This is a genomic window from Sulfuriferula sp. AH1 (genome assembly GCF_002162035.1).
GTDB lineage: Bacteria > Pseudomonadota > Gammaproteobacteria > Burkholderiales > Sulfuriferulaceae > Sulfuriferula.
The window spans coordinates 1084661-1108511 of sequence record NZ_CP021138.1 but is presented as its reverse complement, the minus strand read 5'-3'; the positions used below and the strand labels follow the sequence as shown (position 1 = coordinate 1108511).

The window sequence follows — 23851 nt, the reverse complement described above, 5'->3', positions numbered from 1 at the left end:
CTAGCTCAATGCCTCATCAAGCAATGCCTGCTTTTGTGCTTCATGGATCTCAGGATAGCCGACTGCCGGAGACGCAGCAAAGGCGCGACCGGCGTAGCGCAAGGTCTGGCCTTCCATCATACACTCGCGCAGATGATGTCCGATAGAGAACCACGCTCCCTGATTTTGTGGTTCCTCCTGTGCCCACACCAATTCGTGCGCATTCGGATAGCGAGCAAGTTCCGCATAAAACTCGCTGCGGGGGAACGGATACAACTGCTCCACTCTCACTAATGCGATATCGGTGATGCCGCGTTGCTCGCGCGCATTGAGCAAATCGAAATAGACTTTCCCGCTGCATGCCACGATACGACGCACAGCAACGGCATCCAGCGCCTGGATTTCGGATAGTACCAGTTCGAACCGGCCATCAGTCAATGCGGATAAGGGCACACTCGCATGTTTCGCGCGCAGCAGGCTCTTCGGCGTCATCACAATCAGAGGTTTGCGGTATGGGCGCACCATTTGCCGCCGGATCAGATGGAACATCTGCCCGGCATTGGTGGGCTGACACACCTGGATATTGTCATTGGCGCACAGCTGCAGATAACGCTCCAGTCTGGCCGAAGAGTGCTCAGGCCCCTGCCCTTCCTGTCCGTGCGGCAGATATAACGTCAGGCCGCACAAGCGCCCCCATTTTGCCTCCCCGCTGGCAATGAACTGATCGATCACCACTTGTGCACCATTGGCGAAATCGCCGAACTGCGCTTCCCAGATCACCAGCTCGTCCGGTTCGGCAGTCGCGTAGCCATACTCGAATGCGAGCACGGCCAATTCGGACAACAGGGAATCGATCACCAGAAAATTGGGCTGATTCGGATAAATATGCTGCAGCGGCACGTATTCACCCGCATCCCAGCGCTCGCGACGCTGATCGTGCCATACGGCATGACGATGAAAGAATGTACCGCGCCCGCTATCCTGCCCTGATATACGGATAGGATAACCATCGCGCAGCAGGCTGGCGTATGCCAGATTCTCGGCCATACCCCAATCCACGCCCAATTTGCCTGCCATCATCGCCCGCCTGTCAGCAACAACCTTTTCGACACGAGGATGCAAGGTCAGACCGTCGGGAACCTGCGTAATGATCTCGCCAAGTTCGCCGAGCTGATTGGGCGAAACGCGCGTGTCTGCAGCATGACGCCAGTCGTTATAGCGATATGACTCCCAATGTGCGGCGAAACTGCGTCCATAAATCGAAACCGCAGGCGCAACGATGCGCTCTTCATTCTCCAGCCGCGTCCGGTATTGCTGGATCGCTGCATGCGCACCTTCCAGGCCCAGGCTGGACTGGGCGATCAATTTATCCGCATACAATTGCCGTGTTCCGGGATGAGTGTCAATCGCGTGATACATCAACGGCTGGGTCACTGCGGGCTCATCCTGCTCATTGTGACCATGACGCCGGAAACATACCAGATCGATAATAATGTTCTTATGAAATTCGCGCCGGTAATCCAGCGCGATCTGCATAGCAAGCAACGCAGCCTCCGGATCGTCGCCATTCACATGCAGCACCGGCGCCTCAATCAGTTTGGCCACATCGGTGCAGTAAAGCGAGGAGCGGCTATCGCGCGTATCGGACGTGGTAAATCCGATCTGGTTATTGACCACGATATGAATGCCGCCGCCGGTATTGTAGCCACGCGTCTCCGACATATTGAGGCTTTCCATCACTACGCCCTGTCCGGAAAACGCCGCATCGCCATGCAGCAGCACCGGGATGACTTCGCTCCCGGCGACATCACCACGCCGCTGCTGACGGGCGCGCACCGAACCGCGTACCACGGGATGCACGATTTCGAGATGCGAAGGATTGAATGCGAGCGCCAGATGTACCGTACCGTTGGGCGTGGCGACATCGGTAGAAAAGCCCTGATGGTATTTGACGTCGCCGGTCAGCGCATTCCCGGTATCCACAGGCATGGCACCGAAGATCTGTTTTAACGGCTTGCCCAGCACGTTAACCAGAACATTGATGCGGCCACGGTGCGCCATACCCAATACCACTTCCTGAACGCCATGCGCTGCCGCGCCACTGATTAGATAGTGCAGCATCGGAATCAGCGTCTCCGCGCCTTCAAGCGAAAAACGCTTTTGCCCGACATAACGGGTATGCAAAAACTTCTCCAGCGTTTCGGCAGCAGTCAGACTCTGCAATATCTGCTGCTGTTGCGCCGGATCAAACTCCGGCGTCGACAAACAGCCTTCCAGTCGCTGTTGCAGCCAGCGCTTGCGCACGTTGTCGGAAATATACATATATTCCGCACCCAGCGTCCCGCAATAAGTGCGCCGGACAACGGAAAGGATATCCGCGAGTGTCGCCTGCATCGGTGCGACCAGCGAGCCGGTATCGAATACCGATTCCATGTCATCCACGCCCAGGCCGTAATAAGCCAGATCCAGCTCGGGTACGTCCGGCCGGGGGAAACGCTGCAACGGATCAAGATTGGCGTGGCGCACACCCAGAAAGCGGTAAGCATTGATGAGCTGCAACACCGCCACCTGGCGGCGATCGCAAGCAGGTGGTGCCGCCACCGACGGCTGTTGATCCAATGCAGCAAAATAAGCGCGCCAGTCAGCACTGACCCGGCCGGGGTCGGCCAGATATTGCTGATAAAGCGCTTCGAACCAATCCATGGGATGAAATGACGATGGCAAATTCAGCAATTCGCCACCCATGATTAACTGCGCTCGGTCATCGGCACATACTCACGCCGGGTCTTGCCTGTATATTGCTGGCGCGGACGACCGATACGGTGCCCCGGTTCAGACAGCATTTCGTTCCACTGCGCGACCCAGCCCACGGTGCGCGCCATCGCAAAAATGGCGGTAAACATCGAGGTCGGGATACCCATAGCGCGGAAAACGATACCCGAATAGAAATCCACATTGGGGTAAAGCTTCTTCGCAATAAAATATTCGTCCTGCAGGGCAATGCGTTCCAGTTCCAGCGCGATTTTGAACAGGGGATCGTCATTCAGGTTCAATTCGTCCAGCACCTCATGACAGGTCTGCCGCATCACCGCTGCGCGCGGATCCATATTCTTGTAGATGCGATGACCGAAACCCATCAGGCGGAACGGATTGGTTTTATCCTTGGCGCGATTGATGAATTCCGGAATGCGCGACACGTCGCCGATTTCTTCCAGCATCTTGAGCACCGCTTCGTTCGCGCCGCCATGCAACGGCCCCCACAGCGACGCCATTCCAGCGGCTATACAAGCGAATGGATTGGCACCGGACGAGCCGGCCAGACGCACCGTCGACGTCGAAGCGTTTTGCTCGTGATCTGCGTGCAGGATCAGAATCCGATCCAAAGCGCGCGCCAGCACCGGATTGACTTCGTAAGGCTCGCATGGTGTCGAGAACATCATGTACAGGAAGTTCTCCGCATAACCCAACCGGTTTTGCGGATAAGCAAACGGCTGGCCCATATTGTACTTGTACGACATCGCGGCTATCGTCGGCACTTTTGCCATTAATCGATACGCCGAGATTTCACGGCTGTGCACGTCGAACGCATTAATCGAATCATGGTAGAACGCCGACAAGGCTCCCGTCACCCCCACCATGACCGCCATCGGATGTGCGTCGCGGCGGAAACCCCGAAACACGTTATTGATCTGGTCGTGCAGCATGGTATGGGCGCGAACGCCCTGTTCGAATCTGGTTTTCTGTTCCGGCGTTGGCAGCTCGCCAAAAATCAGCAAATAGGACACTTCAACAAAATCGGCATGCTGTGCCAATTGTTCGATCGGATATCCGCGGTAATATAACAAGCCCTCATCGCCATCAATATAAGTGATGCTGGAGGTGCAGCTTGCCGTCGCCATGAAACCGGGATCATAGGTCAAGTAACCCTGCTGACTCAAACTGCGGATATCGATCACATTCGGCCCGAGTGTCCCTGCCAGCACTGGCAATTCAATCGGGGGCTGACCATTATCAAAAGTCAGGGTTACTTTGGTAGCTGCTGTCATATGTTGATTCCTTAAATTGATTGCGCGTGCAACACGGCAAATATTCCATCGTTATGCTGTATTTTATCCCATAAAGCCATATCATCGAGCATCAACAGTTCAGCAAAGGCTTGCTGTTGCACCGGGTTCAGCCGGGGATAGCCGGTTTCCAGAAATGCTGTCAATACTGTATCCAGCTCCAGCATTCCGCGCCGGCATCGCCAACGCAGTTCGTTAACGCTGATCATCGGCCCGACTTTAACATCCATGTTTTCATTTTACCAATCGCCGCAGTGGGGTTTAATCCCTTGGGACAGATCTCGACACAATTCATGATGCCGTGACAGCGCAACAGACGGTACGCATCCTGCAAGTCATCCAGTCGCGCCGCACGCGCCTCATCACGACTATCCGCGACAAAACGGTATGCTGCGAGCAATCCAGCCGGCCCCACGAATTTATCCGGATTCCACCAGAAAGACGGACATGCAGTCGAACAGCAGCCGCACTGTATGCAATCATCCGCGCCATCCAGTGCGGCACGCTGGGCGGGTGATTGCAGGCGTTCATGCACCGGCGCGGGACTATCATTTATCAGCCAGGGCTGCACCGAGCGATGTTGCCGGTTGAATGCCACCATATCCACGACCAGATCGCGAATCACGGGCAAACCGGGTAGCGGGCGCACCTCTATCGGCTGCTTTAATTCGGAAAGCGGCGTGATGCAGGCCAATCCGTTACGCCCGTTGATATTCATGCCGTCCGAACCACATACCCCCTCACGACAGGATTTACGCAGCGTCAGCGTGCTGTCGAGGTTATCCTTGATGAACAGCAGCGCATCCAGCAGCATATTACCGGCCGACGCCATGTCCACCTCAAAAGATTGCAGATAAGGCTGGGCATCGCTTTCGGGGTTGTAACGATAAATATTGATTTGCATGCCGCTATTTTCTCATTCATTGGCAAATTGTGGAAATGCGCGCCACCCATGAGCGGATTTCATTCCAGCCATGCAACCTGCTGCATCCAGCGCTGGATCAGCCAGTGCAATGCCGGACCCTGATGATGGCTCAGCCAGGCCATGAAAAACTGCGTCTCCGGCTTGGGCTCGGCGACGGCCTTGATCACCAGCCGTCCGGCAGCCGCCTCCCTTAATGCGATCTGTTTGGGCAGATAGCCCACACCCAAACCCCACTGATGCGCTATCACTTTTGCCGCCAAATCCGGCACAGTCAATACATCCTGGCCGTTCAATAAACCTGACGTACGCGCAGGCAAATGCCGTGAGCTGTCGGCTGCGGACACCGCGCGAAACTGCATGATATCAATAGCTTGCAATGGCTCATTGTATGCAGCCAGCGGGTGGTCAGGGGCAATGGCAAACACGAATTCGACCGTTCCCAATGCATGGGTTACATAGCCGCCGCCAGCCGGGCCTTCATTGGGCGCGCCGATCACCAGATCAGCCCGTCCATTCACCAGTGCATCCCAGCAACCGCCGTAAACTTCGGTCATGATACGCAGTCGCGTTCCAAAAGACTGCGCATAAAATTCCTTAAGCATCGCATACAGCGCCGGCCACGCGATCAGGTCGCTCACCGCGATGCGCAACTCCGTCTCCACGCCTGCGGCCACGCGTTTTACCCGATTCTCCAGCTCTGTTGCCGCATGCAGCAGATGGCGGCCTTCACGCAGTAGCTCCACACCTGCCGGAGTCAGTACGGCCCGATGACCGGAGCGATCAAACAATTGCACCGTCAAATCCTGTTCCAGTTTATGCACGCTATAGGTCAATGCTGACGGCACACGATGCAGGGCTTCAGCGGCCGCAGCAAAACTGCCATGACGATCTATGGCGTCGATCACCAGCAAATTATCCAGATTCAATCGCATCATCAATTTTTTTGAACGAGTCTTGCGGAATTATTCGCTATCAATCCACTTACTTCAAGATTATTCTTCATTATCGATTTGCATTCAGATGGAGGCCACAATGATCCAGATCAATAAAGGCACAGAACGCGGCCACGCCAATCACGGCTGGCTGGAATCATGGCACAGCTTTTCTTTCGCAGACTACTACGACCCAAACAAAATGGGAGTCGCCAGCCTGCGCGTCATCAACGACGACCATATCGCAGCAAAAGGCGGTTTCCCTACCCACCCGCACCGCGACATGGAAATCATCACCTATGTGCTATCCGGCGCACTGGCACACCGCGACAGCATGGGCAATGGCTCCATTATCCGGGCCGGCGACGTGCAAAAGATGAGCGCGGGCACCGGCATCCGTCACAGTGAATTCAATCCGTCCGAGGACACCCCTGTCCATCTGTTACAGATATGGATTCAGCCACGCGAACGCGGCATCACCCCGAGCTATGCACAGAAAAGCTATCGCCGCGAGGACAAAAAGGGCCGCCTGTGCCTGATCGCCTCACCGGAAGCGGATAACGATACTATCCTGCTGCATCAGGACGTGCGGATGTATGCGTCGATTCTGACCGCTGAAGACACAATTAGCTACCCACTCCAGACCAACCGCATCGCCTATCTGCATGTTGCGACCGGCGAGGTGACCGTCAACCGGAAAACGTTAACGGCGGGAGACGCCCTCATTGTGCAGGATGAGGTATTACTCACGCTCACCACCAGCAGCGAGGCTGAAGTGCTGCTATTCGATATGCATCCCGATATCGCTTGAGCGTGCATCAACCACGGCTACTTTTACCGATTCATCAACTACAGGAATAAATTATGCAACCTGATCTCTTTACCCCGGTCCGCCTCGGACGTTACAGCCTGAACAACCGCCTGGTCATGGCGCCCCTGACACGTAACCGCGCCGGGGCAGGCAACGTACCGCAGGCAATGAACGTCGAATACTATCGGCAGCGCGCCTCGGCAGGACTCATCATCAGCGAAGGCTCGCAAATATCGGCGACTGCAGTCGGATATCTGGGCACACCCGGCATCCATAGCCCTGAGCAAATCGCCGGCTGGAAACAGGTAACCGATGCGGTGCACGACCGCAATGGCCACATCTTCTTGCAGCTGTGGCACTGCGGACGCGTCTCTCATCCATCCTTGCTGCCGAACAACATGCTGCCAGTCGCCCCTTCGGCCATCCGTCCGGAAGGTCATGCCCATACCATGGAAGGCACGCAGGACTTCGTGACGCCGCATGCGCTCACGCTGGAGGAGATTCCTGGCATCATCAGCGATTTCCGCGTTGCCGCAAAAAATGCGCTGGCCGCCGGGTTTGACGGCGTTGAAATACATGCTGCCAACGGCTACCTGATCGATCAGTTCATTCGTGACGGTTCCAATCAGCGCACCGACGAATACGGCGGCTCGCTCAAGAATCGCAGTCGCCTGCTGCTGGAGATCACCGCAGCGGTGACCGACGTATGGGGAGCGGATCGTGTCGGCGTCCGTCTCTCGCCCATCAATCCGTTCAACGACATGTACGACAGTCATCCGCAGCAAACGTTTGAATTCGTCGCCAATGCGCTTAACCCCTTTAATCTGGCTTATCTGCATGTCACCGAATGGGCCGGACAGGATTCCGGACAGGGCAGCCCCGACTTCGATTTTCAGCGCTTGCGTGCTGTATTCAATGGCACCTATATCACCAATGGCGGCTATGACAAAGTCAGTGCCAACGCAGCCATCGCCTCGGGTGCAACCGATCTGGTCGCTTTCGGCAAGCTATTCATCGCCAACCCGGATCTGCCGGAACGCTTTGCCATAGACGCACCGCTCAACACCCCTGACGTCAATACCTTCTATGGCGGCAATGAAGCGGGCTATACCGATTACCCCTCGATGTAATTCGACCAACCCAGGCAGTCAAACTTGAGCCTTGCCGCATGTACGGGAAGGCTCACCCCCCCGGATTACTCCTGAATCCACCGCTATACGCTACCCGTCAAAGATTGGCCCGAATGTTGCTTAAATGTTGGTAGTTCAACACAACGCCACCCAAGGAGCATTCACATGACTAACGCCACTACCCACCAAAACGACATGTTCCTGCCTTACATGCGCGATGTTGTCCGTAGCGAACAATCGTTGCGCGAGCTGAACCTGATGTGGCGCATGATAGAGTCTTCCGCCAAGATGAATTACCTGGCCGAGACCAAGTCGATTCTGCAAACCATGGCCGCGACCCGAGCCGGATTCGACCAGCTGGAACAGGAACTGGTCTCCAGCTTGGTACACGAAAAGATCGCCAATGTCCTGATGGAAATAGGCACCAAAGCGCATTACGTCATCGATATCGTGGTGCGCAATCTGTACGAACGCACTGCCGATGTCGGGTTCCTCGCCACCGACCGCGATCTGTGCGAATTCGTAGCCGGCGTGCATGACGATCCGGATTCGATACGCGCGCGCCTGCTGGCCTATCGCAATAAATACACCGTCTATGATGAAATCATGTTGCTGGACAAGGACGGCAACCTGCTGATACAAATCAACGAACACTCCGAAGTAGAAGGCAGTATCGACCCGCTCATCGCTCAAACGCTGGCATCCGAAACCTATGTGGAAACCTTCCGCGCTGTCGACCTGCGCCCCTGCAAGGAAAAATCATTGATTTATTCGCAACGCATGCTACATCCGGAAACCGGAGAAGTAATCGGCATACTCTGCCTGTGCTTTGATTTTGAAAAAGAAATGCGCGGAATTTTCGATTCGCACCGTGATCCTGAAGAACGCGCCAACATGCTGTTGCTCGACAGTGAAAACCGCGTCATCGCCAGCGCCGACACCCTGTGGATGCCGCTGGGGGCAGTTGTGCCGGTCAACCGCAGCGGCAGCACGCGACTGATGATGTTCGGCGGCCGCAAATACCTGGTGCAGACTTTTGTCGCCGAAGGTTATCAGGGTTACATGGGGCCTCCCGGCTGGCAAGGCCAGGTCATGGTACCGGTCGAGGTCGCTTTCATGGAAAGCGGCAGCAGCACATTGACATCGCTTGATCCGGTCATTGCCGACGGACTGTTATCGCACGCCCAGACTTTCTCGCCGCCACTCTATAAAATCATGCAGGCAGCGGAAACCATACAGCGCGTGGTCTGGAATGGGCAGGTCATGACCGCCGGTCATGGCAGCAATCTACTCCAGCTCAAATCCGTACTGGAGCAAATCAGCGAGACTGGCAATCGTAGCAACGAACTGTTTTCCCAGTCGATCAGCAATCTGTATGAAACCGTACTGGGTTCCAGTCTGCGCGGCACGGAATTCATGTCGCACCTGCTGGTCGATTTGCTCGACCGCAACTTGTATGAACGTTCCAACGATTGCCGCTGGTGGGCATTAACGCCAGCATTGCGCAACGCTTTGGCTACGCCGGTGCAAACTGACGCCATGCTCAAGAACATCACCGGCATACTGGCTTATATCAACAGCCTGTATACCGTCTACACCCGGATTTTTGTTTATGACAAAAGCGGACGCATTATCGCCAGCACCAATTTGGCGCACAAGGGCGAAGATGGTGCAGCAATCGGCACTGCCATCGACCACGGCACGCTGCAAGCCGTCCTCTCGCTTGCAACCGAACAGGACTATTACGTCACCCCATTCACAGCGACACCACTCTATGACAATTTGCCGACCTACATATATCACGCTGCCATTCGCCACCCTGACAATCCGAACACAATCGTCGGCGGCATAGGCATCGTATTTGATGCAGCACCGGAATTCTCTGCCATGCTCCACGGCGGCCTGAATGGAAAAGCAGACACCTCTGCATTTTTTGTCAACCGGGAAGGCTATATCATCGCCAGCACTGACCCCGACCGTCCGGTTGGCACCCTGCTCGACCTGGACAGCGATATTCTGCATCAGAAAAACGGTCGCAGCAGCTCCGGCATCACCATCCACGACGACCACTACGCCAGCATGGGGTGCACCGTATCGAGCGGCTATCGCGAATTCAAGGCAACAGACGGTTACAAGGATGACATTATCGCCGTGGTATTCGAATCATTTGGCGAGGTGCGCGAACGCAATCTGTCGTGCAACAAGGCCGCTTCCGTACTCGACAGCAATTCAGTGGAGGCCGGCGGCAAGCAATTCGCGACGTTCTTCATCGACGGCAATCTGTTCGCCATACCCGCCGAACTGGTACTGGAAGCATTGCCGGGATCGGCCATACTGCCGATGTCCATGGGTGGCTTCGAAGGGCGAGTCGGCATGCTGGCAGTCGAACATGAAAACGAAGCCAAACAGTTCATCTGGGTATTCGATCTGGGCTACATGGTACGCGGCAAATCCTCGGAAATCACCGCAGGCTGTCAGGTCATCGTTGTACAACACGACCAGCAGAGCATAGGCCTGCTCGTGGATGAACTGCACGGCGTCCCTGAATTCGGCGACGAACAGATCACGCCTACACCTTTCGCCAAAAACGGGAACGGCACGCTGGTACCGCAGGTCATTCAAGCCAATCACGGCAATCTGCTGATCCAGGTACTGGATATTGATTATATATACCGTACCCTGAACACGGGGGAAATGCCAACCATGCCGGAAATGATGATACAGGAAGCGGCTTGAACGACCCTACCCGGTGCGCAAACCGCACCGGTTTCACCCTCATGTGAACGAACGATGTGGCAACCCGACAGCATCACCATCCCGCCCGACTGTCCTCTGCCTGATCATACTGACAGGCGGGCCTAACCAAATCCTTGACGCATTACCAATATAATCTGCCATTTCCGGAAATGGACTGTCACGGCAGAACAAATCATGTAAAACACATGCCTCAGTTTTTCATAAAAAATATCAGCTTCTGATCCGCCACTTCAATCAAATCGTTTTCCTGCAGCAGATGTGGTTGAGTACCAATGGACTTCCCATTCAATCTGGCTGGCTTTTTACCTTCAACATGCGTCACGTAATAGCCATGAGGCCGTCGCGCGATCATGACAACCTGCACACCAGGCTGGCCAAAAGTTTTTAACGGACGACTGACTATTACTTCCTTTGCGGCATATCTGTCCTTCACGCCACCCAACGGAAAATTAGCCTTGACCGACCTGGCGGAGGCCAATGCCGTAGTCAATGGGGATCTGGCGACAGACCGAGCACCTTCCGACAATTCATTCAGCTGCAAGGATGCCGATTCGAGCATCATGGTTTTATCAAAGTCCATATTAGATGTAGCGCGCTGATTGATATATTTCAGCTGGAAATCACCGATCTCGACAACATCATTATTCTGCAGAATATGCTTGGCAACTTTGTTTCCATTCACTTGGACGCCATTGCCACTATGTGTATCTTCCAGCACCTGGTCATTACCTATGGTAACAATAACCGCATGAAGCTTGCTCACACTCAGGTCATCCAGGCAAATATCGCTATCCTCATTGCGGCCGATAACGAATCTGTCCTTATCCAGAAAATAATGGCCCTGAACCTCACCCTTAAAGTTTACGATCAATTTTGCCATGCCGATCCCGCCTCTAAAACACTTTCAGCCAGCCAAACAAGCTGTTCTGCAGGCTGCGTTTCCGATTCACCTCATCCTGCACCTTAGCGATCAGTACTGATACATTATCATGTCCGCCATTATCATTGGCCATCTGTATCAACTGAGTCACTGCCAGAGGCAGATTAGCCTGCAACTCACTCATGACCAACTCAATATCCGCATCATCCACCATGTCATTCAAACCATCTGAGCACAACAGGTAAACATCCCCCGGCAATACATCAATCTCACAGACATCGACCTTGACATCAACATCCAACCCCAGAGCACGCGTAACCAGATTGCGATTGTGAGAATACTTGGCCTCATCCGAAGAAATCACACCCATTTCCACTTGCTCCTGAAGCAACGAATGATCATGCGTCAGTAATTCGAACGCATCATTACGCATGCGATAGAGCCGAGAATCACCAACATGCGCGATCGTTGCCCAGCCATCATGAAACAGCATAAGCACCACTGTTGTGCCCATGCCGTGATATTCCTCATTTGTCTGGGCGGACTGATAAATAACCCGATTGATTTTTTCAATGGCTGATTTAACCGCCTGGGACGAATCCGAAAGTTGACTGAATTGACGCATCGATTGCGCCATTTCACTATGCCGCTGTTGTTTCAGCACATCCGTAATCAGATCGGTAGCCATGGCACTGGCCACATCACCTGCCTTATACCCGCCCATACCATCGGCCAGCATCAGCAGACCAAGATCACGCTCGATTGCAATACTATCTTCGTTAAAGGTACGAACCACACCCGGATCAGTTCCGCTGGCTATTTCCAAATGGGTATGCAAAGTCATGCGTCAATAACTCCCTGACGTTATAATATTTATTGTCCAACAATGCGAAAACGCACGTACTCCACAATGCTATTCATTGCTTTATTCTGTTCCATTCTCTCACTCGACTGCAGACAAAAGCAAGACACGAAGTATTGATATGCTATTAAATACCTGTATCAGAGAACAATAGCCAGAATGACTCTGTCCGGTATTGACAATACCCATCGAAAAAACTAATGTTACGAGCGTCTATCATACACAATCCCTTTATGGATATTATCTTTATTCCATTTCCTATCCTTAATCAATTGTATCAACTTGATGCCAACTGAAAAATTAGGCCGATACGAAATCCTCTCCGAGCTTGGCCAAGGAGCCATGGGCATTGTATATAAAGCAATCGACCCGCTCATTGAACGCACTGTCGCAATCAAAACCATCAAACTCGACCTGTCCAGGGAAGAGCTTGCCAATTTCGAGGAGCGTTTTTATCGCGAAGCAAAATCCGCTGGCCGCCTCAATCATCCAAACATAGTAACTATCTATGATGCCGGTAAAACGGACAGCGCCGCCTACATGGCGATGGAGTTTCTGGAAGGCCAATTATTAAGAGAAATACTGGATGCACACACTGCGCTGAGCATCGACAAGATAGTCCATATCGCCGCCCAGGTTGCTGATGGCTTGGCATATGCCCATGAAAACGGGGTCGTCCACCGCGACATCAAACCAGCCAACATCATGCTGGTTCGCGACGGCGTTGCCAAAATCATGGATTTCGGGATTGCACAAATGCCTACCGGCTCCAGAACGCGTGCAGGCACAGTGATAGGATCTCCTAAATACATGGCCCCTGAGCAAATAATCGGCAAACCGGTTGATGGCCGTTCTGACTTGTTTGCATTAGGCGTCATACTGTATGAAATGCTGACTGGTGAGTCGCCATTCGATGGCGACAACATCAATACCATCATGTATCGCATCCTCAATACGACCCCTGTACCACCCAAGTCGCTGACACCACGCATTCCCGACACGTTCAACTATATCATTACCAAAGCGCTGGCCAAAGAACCTGACGAGCGTTATCAAAACGCCAAGGAACTGGCAAATGACCTCAGAAATCATAGCAACCTAGTCATTCCGGAAGCCGAAGCGAAAGCGCTTGGCCAACACAAAACGCTGGATCGCAGATCCAAACCCAGATCTGCCCGGGGCGAAGAAACCGTGTTACTGAGTAAACGGCCTGATGACAATAACACTATCAACAGTCACACACATGCAATTCAAGCCAATACGACCCAAAGGCATTTTCATGCACCATTTTTTGGGCTGAACAAAAAAGCGCTGATTATTGCCAGCATCATTTTAGTCCCGGCTATTGCCATAACCCTGATGCCTCATAAAAATACGCAGCAACAAAATATCCGGCCAGCACAGGCGGTTACAGTTGCGGCCAACCCAATTAACATTAAACCTGCCGCAGCAAACAGCGTATCGGCACCTATTCCACCGATCGTTGCGGAACCCGCAGTAACAAAAAAAGAACCAGTAAGCACATCTGCTCCGCACCGCACAGAACTCACCCATCAACACGCCAGAAAAATCAAAACGGCCAAATCCACTTCGCCCGTTACGCAACCCAGCCAGCATAATGACAATGCACTTGTCAGCTTTGCCATTTTGCCTTGGGGTACTATTTATATAGACGGGAAGGAAATGGGCGTATCACCACCATTAAAAAAGCTGACAGTTGCTGCCGGAAAGCATAAAATTGAAATAAGAAATTTGAATTTCACGCCGTATTCGGAAACACTCGAGCTGAAAGCCGAATCTACTAAATATATTAAATACACTTTCAAATAAGAAGGCTTGCCGTGCTTAGTCGCTTCATTTTCATATCCATGATTCCATTAATCTTTATTTCCGGCTGCGCTTCAAACACAGTACGGGATTTAGGATTGGATAAATTCGCACCACGCAAAGCAGAACAGGAACTCTCTACAGGTATCCACAGCTATGAGAATGGCAATTATCAAACCGCTGCGAAAACCATACAAAACGCACTGAATAACGGGCTGACATTCAAGAGCGACCAGGTGACAGCACATAAATATCTGGCATTCATAAATTGCATATCAGAACGTGAAAAACTGTGTCGAGAAGAGTTCAAAAGAGCATTAGTGCTTGACCCCAATTTCGAGTTATCCATGGCCGAAGCCGGGCACCCCATCTGGGGGCCGGTTTATCGCAGTGTGAAAGAAGAACGGATGTCAGCGCAAAAGAAATAATGGCCGTGTTTAAATCCGACGCAAGCAGACTCAACCAAATATCTCATGTCGGCACAACTGAACATGTTGGCAGATACGATACTTGGTTTATAGCGCACGATTTCGAATCCGTTAACGGACTGTTGGCGTTCGTCAGGATGCAGACAACTAAAACTCAGCGGCACGATAGAAACAAAAAAGCCCACATGAATGTGGGCTCAAATGCTGTGCTGAACACTACTGAAAATCTGCCTGGTGCCGGGAGGGGGACTCGAACCCCCACACTGTCTCCAGCGGCGGATTTTGAATCCGCTGCGTCTACCAATTCCGCCATCCCGGCTATTTGAGATGCGTTTGACAAGTCCGGCATTATCCATAAAACCCCATCCACTTGCAACACCTTAGTAATATTTATGCGCACTGACGACTTTGATTTTGAACTGCCTGACGCCCTGATCGCACAATTTCCGCCCGCTGTGCGCACCGCCAGCCGCATGCTGCATGTCGACCCGAAAAACCGCCAGTTGACCGATCGCCTGTTTACCGACCTGCCCACCTATCTGCAGGCGGGCGATGTCCTGGTGTTTAATGATACCCGGGTCATCAAGGCCCGCCTGTATGGCCAAAAGATTAGCGGCGGGCAGGTGGAGCTGCTCATCGAGCGCGTCATCAACGAACATGAAGCACTGACCTTCATCCGTGCCAGTCACGCGCCGAAGACAGACTCGCAGATCACCATTGCCGAACAGGTGCCGCTAACCGTATTAGGACGTGAACACGACCTGTACCATGTGCGGTTCGATGTACCGCAAACCGTGCTCGAAGTGCTCGAGCAGTACGGCGCGTTGCCGCTGCCGCCCTATATCGAGCGCGCCGCGGACCGCGCTGACGACGCGCGCTACCAGACCGTATATGCGCGTCACCCAGGCGCAGTCGCTGCTCCCACTGCAGGCCTGCATTTCGATGAGACCATGCTGGCGCAGCTGGACGCCATGGGCGTAATCCGCGCGCATGTCACCTTGCATGTGGGCGCGGGCACCTTCCAGCCGGTACGCGTGGATAACATCGCCGATCACGTCATGCACAGCGAGCGCTATACCATTCCGCAAGCCACAGTAGATGCGATTGCGCAAGCCAACGCCGGCAGCGGACGCATCGTCGCTGTCGGCACCACCAGCCTGCGTGCGCTCGAAGCCGCCGCCCAATCAGGTCACCTGCAGGCAGGCGAAGGCGAAACCAGCATCTTTATCACACCCGGTTATCGCTTCAAAGTGGTAGAGCGTCTGCTCACCAATTTCCACCTGCCTAAATCCACACTGCTCATGCTAGTATCGGCGTTTGGCGGCATGGACATGATGCGACAGGCATACGCTCACGCTGTTGCGCGCAAGTATCGCTTTTTCAGCTATGGGGATGCGATGCTGATCGAACGGGCCGACTGAACTTCATGCACAAACCCTAATCCATCTGACACCCGCCAAAGACGCCAGACACAACACGCACACTTACAGTAAGGTTCGACATGCAATTCCAACTTCACAAAACTGACGGCCTTGCCCGCCGCGGCACGCTCACTCTGGCGCACGGCCAGGTCGAGACCCCCGCTTTCATGCCCGTAGGTACCTACGGCACGGTTAAGGCCATGGCGCCTGACGAACTCAAAACCGTCGGCGCCCAAATCGTGCTCGGCAATACCTTCCACCTCTGGTTACGCCCGGGGCTCGAAGCCATCGAAGCCCACGGCGGATTGCACAAGTTCATGGGTTGGGATCGTCCCATCCTCACCGATTCCGGCGGATTCCAGGTATTCAGCCTGGGTGCATTGCGCAAGATTACCGAACAGGGTGTGAAGTTCTCTTCGCCGCAGAACGGCGACAAACTGTTCCTCTCGCCCGAAGAATCCATGCATATCCAGAAAGTGCTGAATTCCGACATCGTCATGATTTTCGACGAATGCACACCCTACCCGGCCGAACATGACGCAGCCGCCTACTCCATGCGTTTGTCGCTGCGCTGGGCCGAGCGCTCAAAAACCGCGCACGCAGGCAATCCCAACGCCTTGTTCGGCATCGTCCAGGGCGGCATGTATGAAGACTTGCGTGACGAATCCTTGCGCGAGCTCGGGCAAATGAATTTTGACGGTTACGCCATCGGCGGCCTCAGTGTAGGCGAACCCAAGCCCGATATGCGCCGCATCCTGGCCCACACGGCACCTCAATTGCCTGCCGACAAGCCGCGTTACCTGATGGGCGTCGGCACACCGGAGGATATTGTCGCCTCAGTACAGCATGGCGTGGACATGTTCGATTGCGTCTTGCCCACCCGGAATGCCCGTCACGGCATTCTGTTCACCAAATTCGGCGACATCCGTATCAAGAATGCCCGCTTCCGCATCGACACCGCACCCGTCGACAATGAATGCACCTGCTATTGCTGCAGCAATTTCAGCCGCGCCTATCTGCATCATCTCATTCGCTGCGGCGAGATACTGGGCGCGCGTCTGGCGACCATCCACAACCTGCATTACTACCAGCAACTCATGACCGGATTGCGTCAGGCAATCGAAAACGGAAAACTCAATGATTTCGTCGCCAAGTTTCATGAGCAACGCGCGCTATCATGCTAGAATCATCCCATTTTTAATCATACAAACGGAGCAACCCATGTTTATCAGTAACGCTTACGCCGCCTCTGCCACAGCCGCCTCACCCATGGATGCGGTCATGAGCTTTTTGCCGCTGATTGTTATTTTTGTACTGTTCTGGTTCATGATTATTCGTCCGCAAATGAAACGCGCCAAGGAACAGGGCAAAATGATCGACGCCTTGCAGAAAGGTGACGAAGTCATCACCACTGGCGGTCAGGTTGGCAAGATAGTCAAAGTTGGCGAACAGTTCATCAGTCTGGAAATCGCCGACGGCGTCGTCACCAATGTACAAAAAAGCACCGTGCAGACCATGCTGCCAAAAGGCACGATCAAATCCATTTGATTTGCCAACGCGAATCCGCATATTACCCCGCACAGGATACAGTCCGATGAAGCCCGCCTCACACGACCTATCCTGTGTAATGCTTATAAAAAACCCGGCCCGGACCTGCATGTCACATACAACCGCTACCGTGGCGGTTAAAAGAAGGCAATGAAATGAATCGATTCCCGCTTTGGAAGTATCTGCTTATCGCCGCTGTATTGCTCATCAGCGTCATCTATACCTTGCCCAATTTTTACGGCGAAGTGCCTGCGGTCCAGATATCCCCGACGCGCTCCGCAATCAAGGCAGACGCCATGCTGATGCAGCAGGTGGAAGACGAGCTCAAAGCGGCGCATATCACCTACCGCAACGCCATTCTGGACGGCGATAGCATCAAGGTGAAATTCGATAACACCGATACCCAGCTGAAAGCCAAGGACGCATTGCAAGCCCGCTTTCGTGACGGCTACAGCGTCGCGTTAAACCTGCTTTCCGCCTCGCCTGACTGGCTTACCGCCATCGGTGCCAAACCCATGTATCTAGGTCTGGACCTGCGTGGCGGCGTGCACTTCCTGCTGCAAGTGGATATGCAGGCCGCACTGGATAAAGCCGTCGAACGTTATACCGGCGATATCCGCAGCCAATTGCGCGAACAGAAAATCCACTACTCATCGATTAGCCGCGACCATCAAACCGTCATCATTCATTTCAGCGATACCGCCACACGCGAGCTCGCCAATCAGTTCATCAACAAGAATTTTGGCGATCTGGTCACCGCTGAAAACGATACGAACAACGACTACACATTGACCGCCACTCTGCGTGCCGAAGTACAGAAACGCACCAAGGACAACGCCATCCTGCAAAACATCACCACTCTGCGCAATCGCGTCAATGAGCTTGGCGTCGCCGAGCCTATCATCCAGCAGCAAGGTGCCGACCGCGTCGTGGTGCAATTGCCGGGCGTACAGGATACCGCCAAGGCCAAGGAGATCCTCGGCCGTACCGCCACGCTGGAAGTGCGGCTGGTCGACGAAACCCATGACATTACCGCCGCGCTGCAAGGCCAGATACCATTCGACGATGAGCTCTATACAGAGCGTGGCGGCATGCCGATACTGGTAAAGAAAACGGTTTCTCTGACCGGCGATTACATCACCGACGCTTCACCCGGGTTTGACCAGCAATCCGGTCAGGCTGCTGTGCACATCAATCTCGATTCGCGCGGCGCCCGCATTTTCCGCGACGTGACCCGTGAAAACGTCGGCAAACGCATGGCCATTCTGCTCATCGAAAAAGGCAAGGGCGAAGTCATCACCGCTCCGGTCATCCGGGAAGAAATCGGCGGCGGCCGTGTGCAGATCACCGGCATGGAATCCGCACAGGAGGCTTCTGACGTCGCGCTGCTGCTACGCGCCGGCGCACTGGCTGCGCCGATGGATATCGTTGAAGAGCGTACCGTCGGCCCGAGCATGGGCGCCGACAATATCGAAAAAGGCTTCCATTCCAACCTGTGGGGTTTTGTGGCCGTTGCGGTATTCATGATATTTTATTATCGTATCTTCGGCATTTTCTCAACGCTGGCGCTTACAGCCAACGGCCTGTTCCTGATCGCGCTGCTGTCGATGATGCAGGCCACCCTGACCCTGCCAGGCCTGGCCGGTATCGCCTTGACACTGGGTATGGCGATCGACGCCAACGTACTCATCAACGAGCGCATCCGCGAAGAGCTGCGCAACGGCAACTCGCCGCAAGCGGCTATTCATGCGGGCTACGACCGCGCCTGGGGAACCATCCTGGACTCCAACATCACCACCTTCATCGCCGGTATCGCGCTGTTCTGGCTGGGTTCCGGTCCGGTGCGCGGCTTTGCGGTCGTATTGTGCCTGGGCATCCTCACCTCGATGTTTAGTGCGGTGACTATCTCGCGCGCTCTGGTCAACCTCAGCTACGGTCGCCGTGCGCGCCTGGCAAAAGTGTCCATTTAACAGGAATCAATCATGGAATTTTTTCGCATCCAACACGACATTCCCTTCATGCGTTATGGCAAACTCACCACTGCCATTTCCCTGATCACCTTCCTTTTCGCGATATGGGCGCTGGCCTATAAAGGCCTGAATCTGGGCGTCGACTTTACCGGCGGCACAGTGATTGAGGTCTCTTACAACCAGCCCGCTCACCTCGATCAGATTCGCGACACCCTGACCAAAACCGGCCTGCCCGAAGTCACTGTGCAAACCTTTGGCACCTCCAGGGATGTACTGATACGGCTGCCATTGCATAAGGACACCACCAGCGCCAAGACCAGCGACACCGTAATGGCCGCGCTCAAGGCGCAGGATGCCGGCGTCACCCTGAAACGCGTCGATTTTGTCGGCCCGCAAGTCGGTAAGGAGCTGTATGACAACGGCGCACTGGCGCTGGTAGTCGTGGCCGGCGGCATCCTGCTTTATCTGGCATTACGCTTTGAATGGCGGTTTGCGCTCGCCGCCATCATCGCCAACATCCATGACGTCGTCATTATTCTGGGTTGCTTCGCATTCTTTCAGTGGGAATTCACGCTGACCGTGCTGGCAGGCATCCTCGCGGTGCTGGGTTATTCGGTCAACGAATCGGTCGTGGTCTTCGACCGGATTCGCGAGAACCTGCGCAAGATGCGTAAAACCAGCATCCCGGACATCATCGACAACGCAATCACCACCACCATGAGCCGTACCATCATTACCCATGGCATGACGCAGACAATGGTGCTGTCCATGCTGTTCTTCGGCGGCGAAGCCCTGCATAATTTCGCTCTGGCACTGACCATCGGCATCATGTTCGGTATTTACTCTTCCGTCCTGGTCGCTTCACCGCTGCTGCTCATGTTCGGCGTCAAGCGTGAACACTTCATCAAGGACAACAAGCCCAAAGCGGATGTATCTGCCGATGGCGCGCAAGTCTGACAAGGATGCAATCATGAGTAACGCCGACCAGATCGAACTCGACAAATTCAGCGCTCTGGCGCACAAATGGTGGGACCCGAACAGCGAATTCAAGCCGCTGCACGAGATCAACCCGCTGCGCCTGGACTACATCGACCAGCATGCCCAGCTTTTAGACAAAACCGTGCTGGATGTCGGCTGCGGCGGCGGCATACTCAGCGAATCCATGGCTAATCGCGGCGCACAGGTGACCGGCATCGACCTTGCCGACAAATCGCTCAAGGTGGCCAAACTGCATCTGCTTGAATCCGGCGCCAGCGTGGACTACCAATGTATCGCCGTGGAAACACTAGCGGAACAGCACCCCGCAAGCTTTGACGTAGTCACCTGCATGGAAATGCTGGAGCATGTCCCTGATCCGGCTTCCATCGTGCGCGCCTGCGCGACGCTGGTCAAACCAGGCGGCTGGGTATTTTTCTCCACGCTTAACCGCAATCCGAAATCCTATCTCTACGCCATCCTGGGTGCCGAGTATCTGCTGAATCTTTTGCCGCGCGGCACGCATGATTACGCCAAATTCCTCAAACCGTCCGAACTTTCGCGCTTTGCACGCGGGGCCGGGCTGGAAATCCAGGATATTATCGGCATGACTTATAACCCGCTCAGCAAAATCTACAAGCTCGAAGCCGATACCGACGTCAATTACATCGTGGCCTGCCGTCGCCATGGTTGATGCCGTATTATTCGATCTCGACGGCACGCTGGTCGATACCGCACCCGATCTGGCCCACGCATTGAATCAGCAGCGGCAGATGCACGGTCTGCCGGAAATGCCGTTCGAACTGATTCGCCCCTATGCCTCGCACGGCACTGCCGGCCTGTTGCAGGCCGGTTTCAGCATCAGTCCGGACCATCCTGCATTTGCCGATTTGCGCACTGAATACCTGAACCTGTTCGAAGAAAATGCCAATCCCTACAGTCAGCTGTTCCCCGGCATGATGGAACTGCTCGACGAGCTCGAAACCCGGGGCATACCCTGGGGCGTCGTCACCAACAAACCGGCGCGTCTCACCACGCCATTGCTCGATGCACTCGGCCTGCTCGACCGCGCTGCCAGCGTTGTCAGTGGCGACAGCTGCGTCAATTCCAAACCGCACCCCGAACCTATCCTCACGGCCTGCCGCGAAATCGGCGTGCTACCCAGCACCTGCGTCTACATCGGCGACGCCGAGCGCGACATCGAGGCAGCCCACGCCTGCGGTATGCCCGCCATCATCGCCGAATACGGCTACATCGGCCCGCAGGATGATCCACTAAGCTGGCATGCCGATGCATTTATTCAAACCCCTACCGCCCTGCTTGATTTCCTCGGTTACTGAACCCATATAGTCCGTGTAGCAGATGAATCATGTATAATCAGCCCACGCTGGAACTTATACGGATTCAGCCACTCTTAGTAATACATTGGGGGCGACCTGGCTTCGACGTGGGTTGCAAAGCAGCGCAGGGCATACCGAGGACGGATTACCTCGTAAATACAACCCGAAATCGTTTAACTGCAAACGACGAAACTTACGCTCTAGCCGCTTAATCCGGCTAGACCCTACACCAGCTTGCATACGAGTTGGGCTGAGCAATCAGCGGTAGGGTAATCTCAGTATGCTCGCGGTAATCAGGGTTACTTTGATTACTGTTAAAACCAAGGTAACTCGCTGGTTTCCAGCCTGTTCGGCGGGCGTGAAACCGGTTAAAGCCAAATCACCGAACTAAGTATGTAGAACTGTCTGTAGAGTGCTTGCGGACGCGGGTTCGATTCCCGCCGCCTCCACCAATATTCCATCCAACACAATCCATTAACACCCATTAAACCCGCCAAGTGCGGGTTTTTTATTGCCTTTTTATCCATTCGAGGGTAACGTTGCCCAACAGCATCCGGCTTTTAATTGGGGTAACTCTACGGGGTAACTCCAAAATTTAAAAAGGACTTACCCCAAAATACCCCTATCTGATACCGCAGTACGCAACGCAAAGCCCGGCGCAAAGCCTATCAAGTTATATGATGAGCGCGGCTTATTCTTGCTTATTACCCCTGCTGGGGGTAAGTGGTGGCGCTACCGCTACAAAAACGACAACAAAGAAAAACTGTTATCCCTTGGCGTCTATCCAGACGTCAGTTTAAAAGACGCAAGAGAGCGGCGCGACAATGCCCGCAAGTTACTTGCTGATGGCATCGACCCCGGCGAGAATCGCAAAGCACAGAAAGCAACAAAACAGGAACGAGCCGCAAACAGCTTTGAAGTAGTGGCGCGTGAGTGGTACACAAAGTTTTCACCTAATTGGGCAGAGAATCACGGCAACAGAATCATCCGCCGCTTAGAGCGTGATATTTTCCCGTGGCTTGGCGGGCGACCAATTGCAGATGTGACCGCACCTGAATTGCTGGACGTGGTGCGTAAGATTGAAAACAGGGGCGCAATTGAAACAGCACACCGAGTACTAAGTAATTGCGGACAGGTATTCCGTTATGCAGTTGCAACAGGCCGAGCTTTGCGCGATCCATCCGGCGACTTGCGCGGCGCACTTACCCCAACTAAAGGCGAACACTTCGCCGCTGTCACCGAACCGAAGCTAGTAGCTGGATTACTGCGAACACTAGACGGCTACCAAGGCACGTTTACAGTCGCTTGCGCCCTACGCCTTGCGCCATTGGTATTTGTTCGACCTGGCGAGCTTCGCAATGCAGAATGGGCGGATATTAACCTAGACACGGCAGAATGGCGTTATACCGTTACCAAAACAGACACGGCGCATATTGTGCCATTGGCAACGCAAGCAGTAACAATCTTGCGCGAACTTCACGGCCTGACCGGATCAAGCCGCTTTGTGTTTCCGGGAGCGCGTACCAACGGACGGCCAATGTCAGACAACGCTATCCTTGGCGCAATGCGGCGCATGGGTATAACCAAGGATGAAATGAGCGGGCACGGTTTCCGTGCAATGGCCAGAACCATTCTTGATGAAGTGCTGGGGGTACGCCCTGACCTGATCGAGCATCAACTCGCCCACGCAGTGAAAGACCCGAACGGGCGCGCCTACAATCGCACAGCACACCTACCCGAGCGCAGGAAGATGATGCAGCTATGGGCGGATTATTTGGACAAGTTGAAAGCGGGTGCGGACGTGATGCCACTAAATGGCAACGGCGCATAAAGATTATAGCTGCACCCTACCTCGACGGAGGGAAAACAGGGTTGCCCCGCCCTACTGGTGCGGCTTCTTATTCGGGGTAATGAGGGGACACGAGGAGTTCGAATCTCTTCGGGCGCACCAATCAATTCAAAAAGGGTTAGATCAGAAATGATTTAACCCTTTTTATTGTCA

Annotated in this window: 20 protein-coding genes, 1 tRNA gene and 1 other RNA gene; 14 read left to right on the top strand and 8 right to left on the bottom strand. The window is 54.1% G+C overall.

The window, feature by feature from the left end; all coding sequences use genetic code 11:
• From CAP31_RS05750 to CAP31_RS05730, 5 genes are read right to left on the bottom strand one after another with little or no spacing between them, the layout of a single operon-like run.
• Positions 1–2724 (bottom strand): 2-oxoglutarate dehydrogenase E1 component, encoded by a 2724-nt coding sequence (locus CAP31_RS05750; protein ID WP_087446662.1) that lies wholly within the window; start codon positions 2722–2724, stop codon positions 1–3.
• A 2-nt stretch (positions 2725–2726) separates the two neighbouring features.
• Positions 2727–4025 (bottom strand): citrate synthase, encoded by a 1299-nt coding sequence (locus tag CAP31_RS05745; RefSeq protein ID WP_087446661.1) that lies wholly within the window; start codon positions 4023–4025, stop codon positions 2727–2729.
• A gap of 11 nt (positions 4026–4036) precedes the next feature.
• On the bottom strand, positions 4037–4252 hold the full coding sequence (locus CAP31_RS05740; protein ID WP_087446660.1) for a succinate dehydrogenase assembly factor 2: 216 nt from the start codon (positions 4250–4252) through the stop codon (positions 4037–4039).
• Positions 4249–4947, bottom strand: coding sequence for a succinate dehydrogenase iron-sulfur subunit (locus CAP31_RS05735; RefSeq protein WP_087446659.1), 699 nt, complete (start codon positions 4945–4947; stop codon positions 4249–4251). The genes CAP31_RS05740 and CAP31_RS05735 overlap by 4 nt, the downstream gene beginning before the upstream one ends.
• A 59-nt stretch (positions 4948–5006) precedes the next feature.
• Complete coding sequence (locus CAP31_RS05730) at positions 5007–5903, bottom strand: LysR family transcriptional regulator (protein WP_369802445.1); 897 nt, start codon at positions 5901–5903, stop codon at positions 5007–5009.
• A gap of 97 nt (positions 5904–6000) precedes the next feature.
• Here CAP31_RS05730 and CAP31_RS05725 point away from each other — a divergent pair, with 97 nt between their 5' ends.
• The 3 genes from CAP31_RS05725 (at position 6001) to CAP31_RS05715 (ending at position 10577) form a co-directional block, all read left to right on the top strand.
• Positions 6001–6711, top strand: a complete 711-nt coding sequence (locus CAP31_RS05725; RefSeq protein WP_087446657.1) for a pirin family protein — start codon at positions 6001–6003, stop codon at positions 6709–6711.
• A gap of 53 nt (positions 6712–6764) precedes the next feature.
• Positions 6765–7841 carry an alkene reductase gene (locus CAP31_RS05720; RefSeq protein ID WP_087446656.1) on the top strand — a complete coding sequence of 359 codons (1077 nt, stop codon included), beginning with the start codon at positions 6765–6767 and terminating at the stop codon, positions 7839–7841.
• 165 nt (positions 7842–8006) lie between these two features.
• Positions 8007–10577, top strand: a complete 2571-nt coding sequence (locus tag CAP31_RS05715) for a chemotaxis protein CheW (RefSeq protein ID WP_087446655.1) — start codon at positions 8007–8009, stop codon at positions 10575–10577.
• A 211-nt stretch (positions 10578–10788) separates the two neighbouring features.
• Here CAP31_RS05715 and CAP31_RS05710 read toward each other — a convergent pair whose 3' ends face one another.
• Positions 10789–11478, bottom strand: a complete 690-nt coding sequence (locus tag CAP31_RS05710) for an FHA domain-containing protein (protein ID WP_087446654.1) — start codon at positions 11476–11478, stop codon at positions 10789–10791.
• A 13-nt stretch (positions 11479–11491) separates the two neighbouring features.
• Entirely contained in the window at positions 11492–12322 is an 831-nt protein-coding gene (locus CAP31_RS05705) for a Stp1/IreP family PP2C-type Ser/Thr phosphatase (RefSeq protein WP_087446653.1), read from the bottom strand.
• Positions 12323–12625: 303 nt separating this feature from the next.
• Between CAP31_RS05705 and CAP31_RS05700 the strand changes: the two genes are divergently transcribed.
• Together CAP31_RS05700 and CAP31_RS05695 are read left to right on the top strand one after the other, a co-directional pair.
• Positions 12626–14170 (top strand): serine/threonine-protein kinase, encoded by a 1545-nt coding sequence (locus CAP31_RS05700; RefSeq protein WP_087446652.1) that lies wholly within the window; start codon positions 12626–12628, stop codon positions 14168–14170.
• Between the two features lie 95 nt (positions 14171–14265).
• Entirely contained in the window at positions 14266–14595 is a 330-nt protein-coding gene (locus CAP31_RS05695) for a TssQ family T6SS-associated lipoprotein (protein WP_223247385.1), read from the top strand.
• A 232-nt stretch (positions 14596–14827) separates the two neighbouring features.
• On the opposite strand, the gene CAP31_RS05690 is transcribed toward CAP31_RS05695, so the two are convergent.
• Positions 14828–14914, bottom strand: a tRNA-Leu gene (locus tag CAP31_RS05690).
• A gap of 73 nt (positions 14915–14987) precedes the next feature.
• Between CAP31_RS05690 and queA the strand changes: the two genes are divergently transcribed.
• From queA to CAP31_RS05645, 9 genes are all read left to right on the top strand, one after another.
• Positions 14988–16016: a tRNA preQ1(34) S-adenosylmethionine ribosyltransferase-isomerase QueA gene (gene queA, locus CAP31_RS05685; RefSeq protein ID WP_087446650.1), complete on the top strand. Its 1029-nt coding sequence runs from the start codon at positions 14988–14990 to the stop codon at positions 16014–16016.
• An 80-nt stretch (positions 16017–16096) separates the two neighbouring features.
• Positions 16097–17200: a tRNA guanosine(34) transglycosylase Tgt gene (gene tgt, locus CAP31_RS05680; RefSeq protein ID WP_087446649.1), complete on the top strand. Its 1104-nt coding sequence runs from the start codon at positions 16097–16099 to the stop codon at positions 17198–17200.
• Between the two features lie 37 nt (positions 17201–17237).
• A complete protein-coding gene (gene yajC, locus CAP31_RS05675) occupies positions 17238–17564 on the top strand; it encodes a preprotein translocase subunit YajC (protein WP_087446648.1) in 327 nt (108 codons plus the stop codon).
• A gap of 155 nt (positions 17565–17719) precedes the next feature.
• Complete coding sequence (gene secD, locus CAP31_RS05670) at positions 17720–19534, top strand: protein translocase subunit SecD (protein ID WP_087446647.1); 1815 nt, start codon at positions 17720–17722, stop codon at positions 19532–19534.
• A gap of 12 nt (positions 19535–19546) precedes the next feature.
• A complete protein-coding gene (gene secF, locus CAP31_RS05665) occupies positions 19547–20491 on the top strand; it encodes a protein translocase subunit SecF (RefSeq protein ID WP_189836647.1) in 945 nt (314 codons plus the stop codon).
• Positions 20492–20504: 13 nt separating this feature from the next.
• Positions 20505–21203: a bifunctional 2-polyprenyl-6-hydroxyphenol methylase/3-demethylubiquinol 3-O-methyltransferase UbiG gene (gene ubiG / locus CAP31_RS05660; protein WP_087448278.1), complete on the top strand. Its 699-nt coding sequence runs from the start codon at positions 20505–20507 to the stop codon at positions 21201–21203.
• On the top strand, positions 21196–21849 hold the full coding sequence (gene gph, locus CAP31_RS05655) for a phosphoglycolate phosphatase (RefSeq protein WP_087446645.1): 654 nt from the start codon (positions 21196–21198) through the stop codon (positions 21847–21849). Before ubiG ends, gph begins: the two co-directional genes overlap by 8 nt.
• Positions 21850–21936: 87 nt before the next feature.
• Positions 21937–22301, top strand: a transfer-messenger RNA (tmRNA) gene (ssrA, locus tag CAP31_RS05650).
• Positions 22302–22465: 164 nt separating this feature from the next.
• On the top strand, positions 22466–23680 hold the full coding sequence (locus CAP31_RS05645) for an integrase arm-type DNA-binding domain-containing protein (protein ID WP_087446644.1): 1215 nt from the start codon (positions 22466–22468) through the stop codon (positions 23678–23680).
• Positions 23681–23851 lie beyond the last annotated feature (171 nt).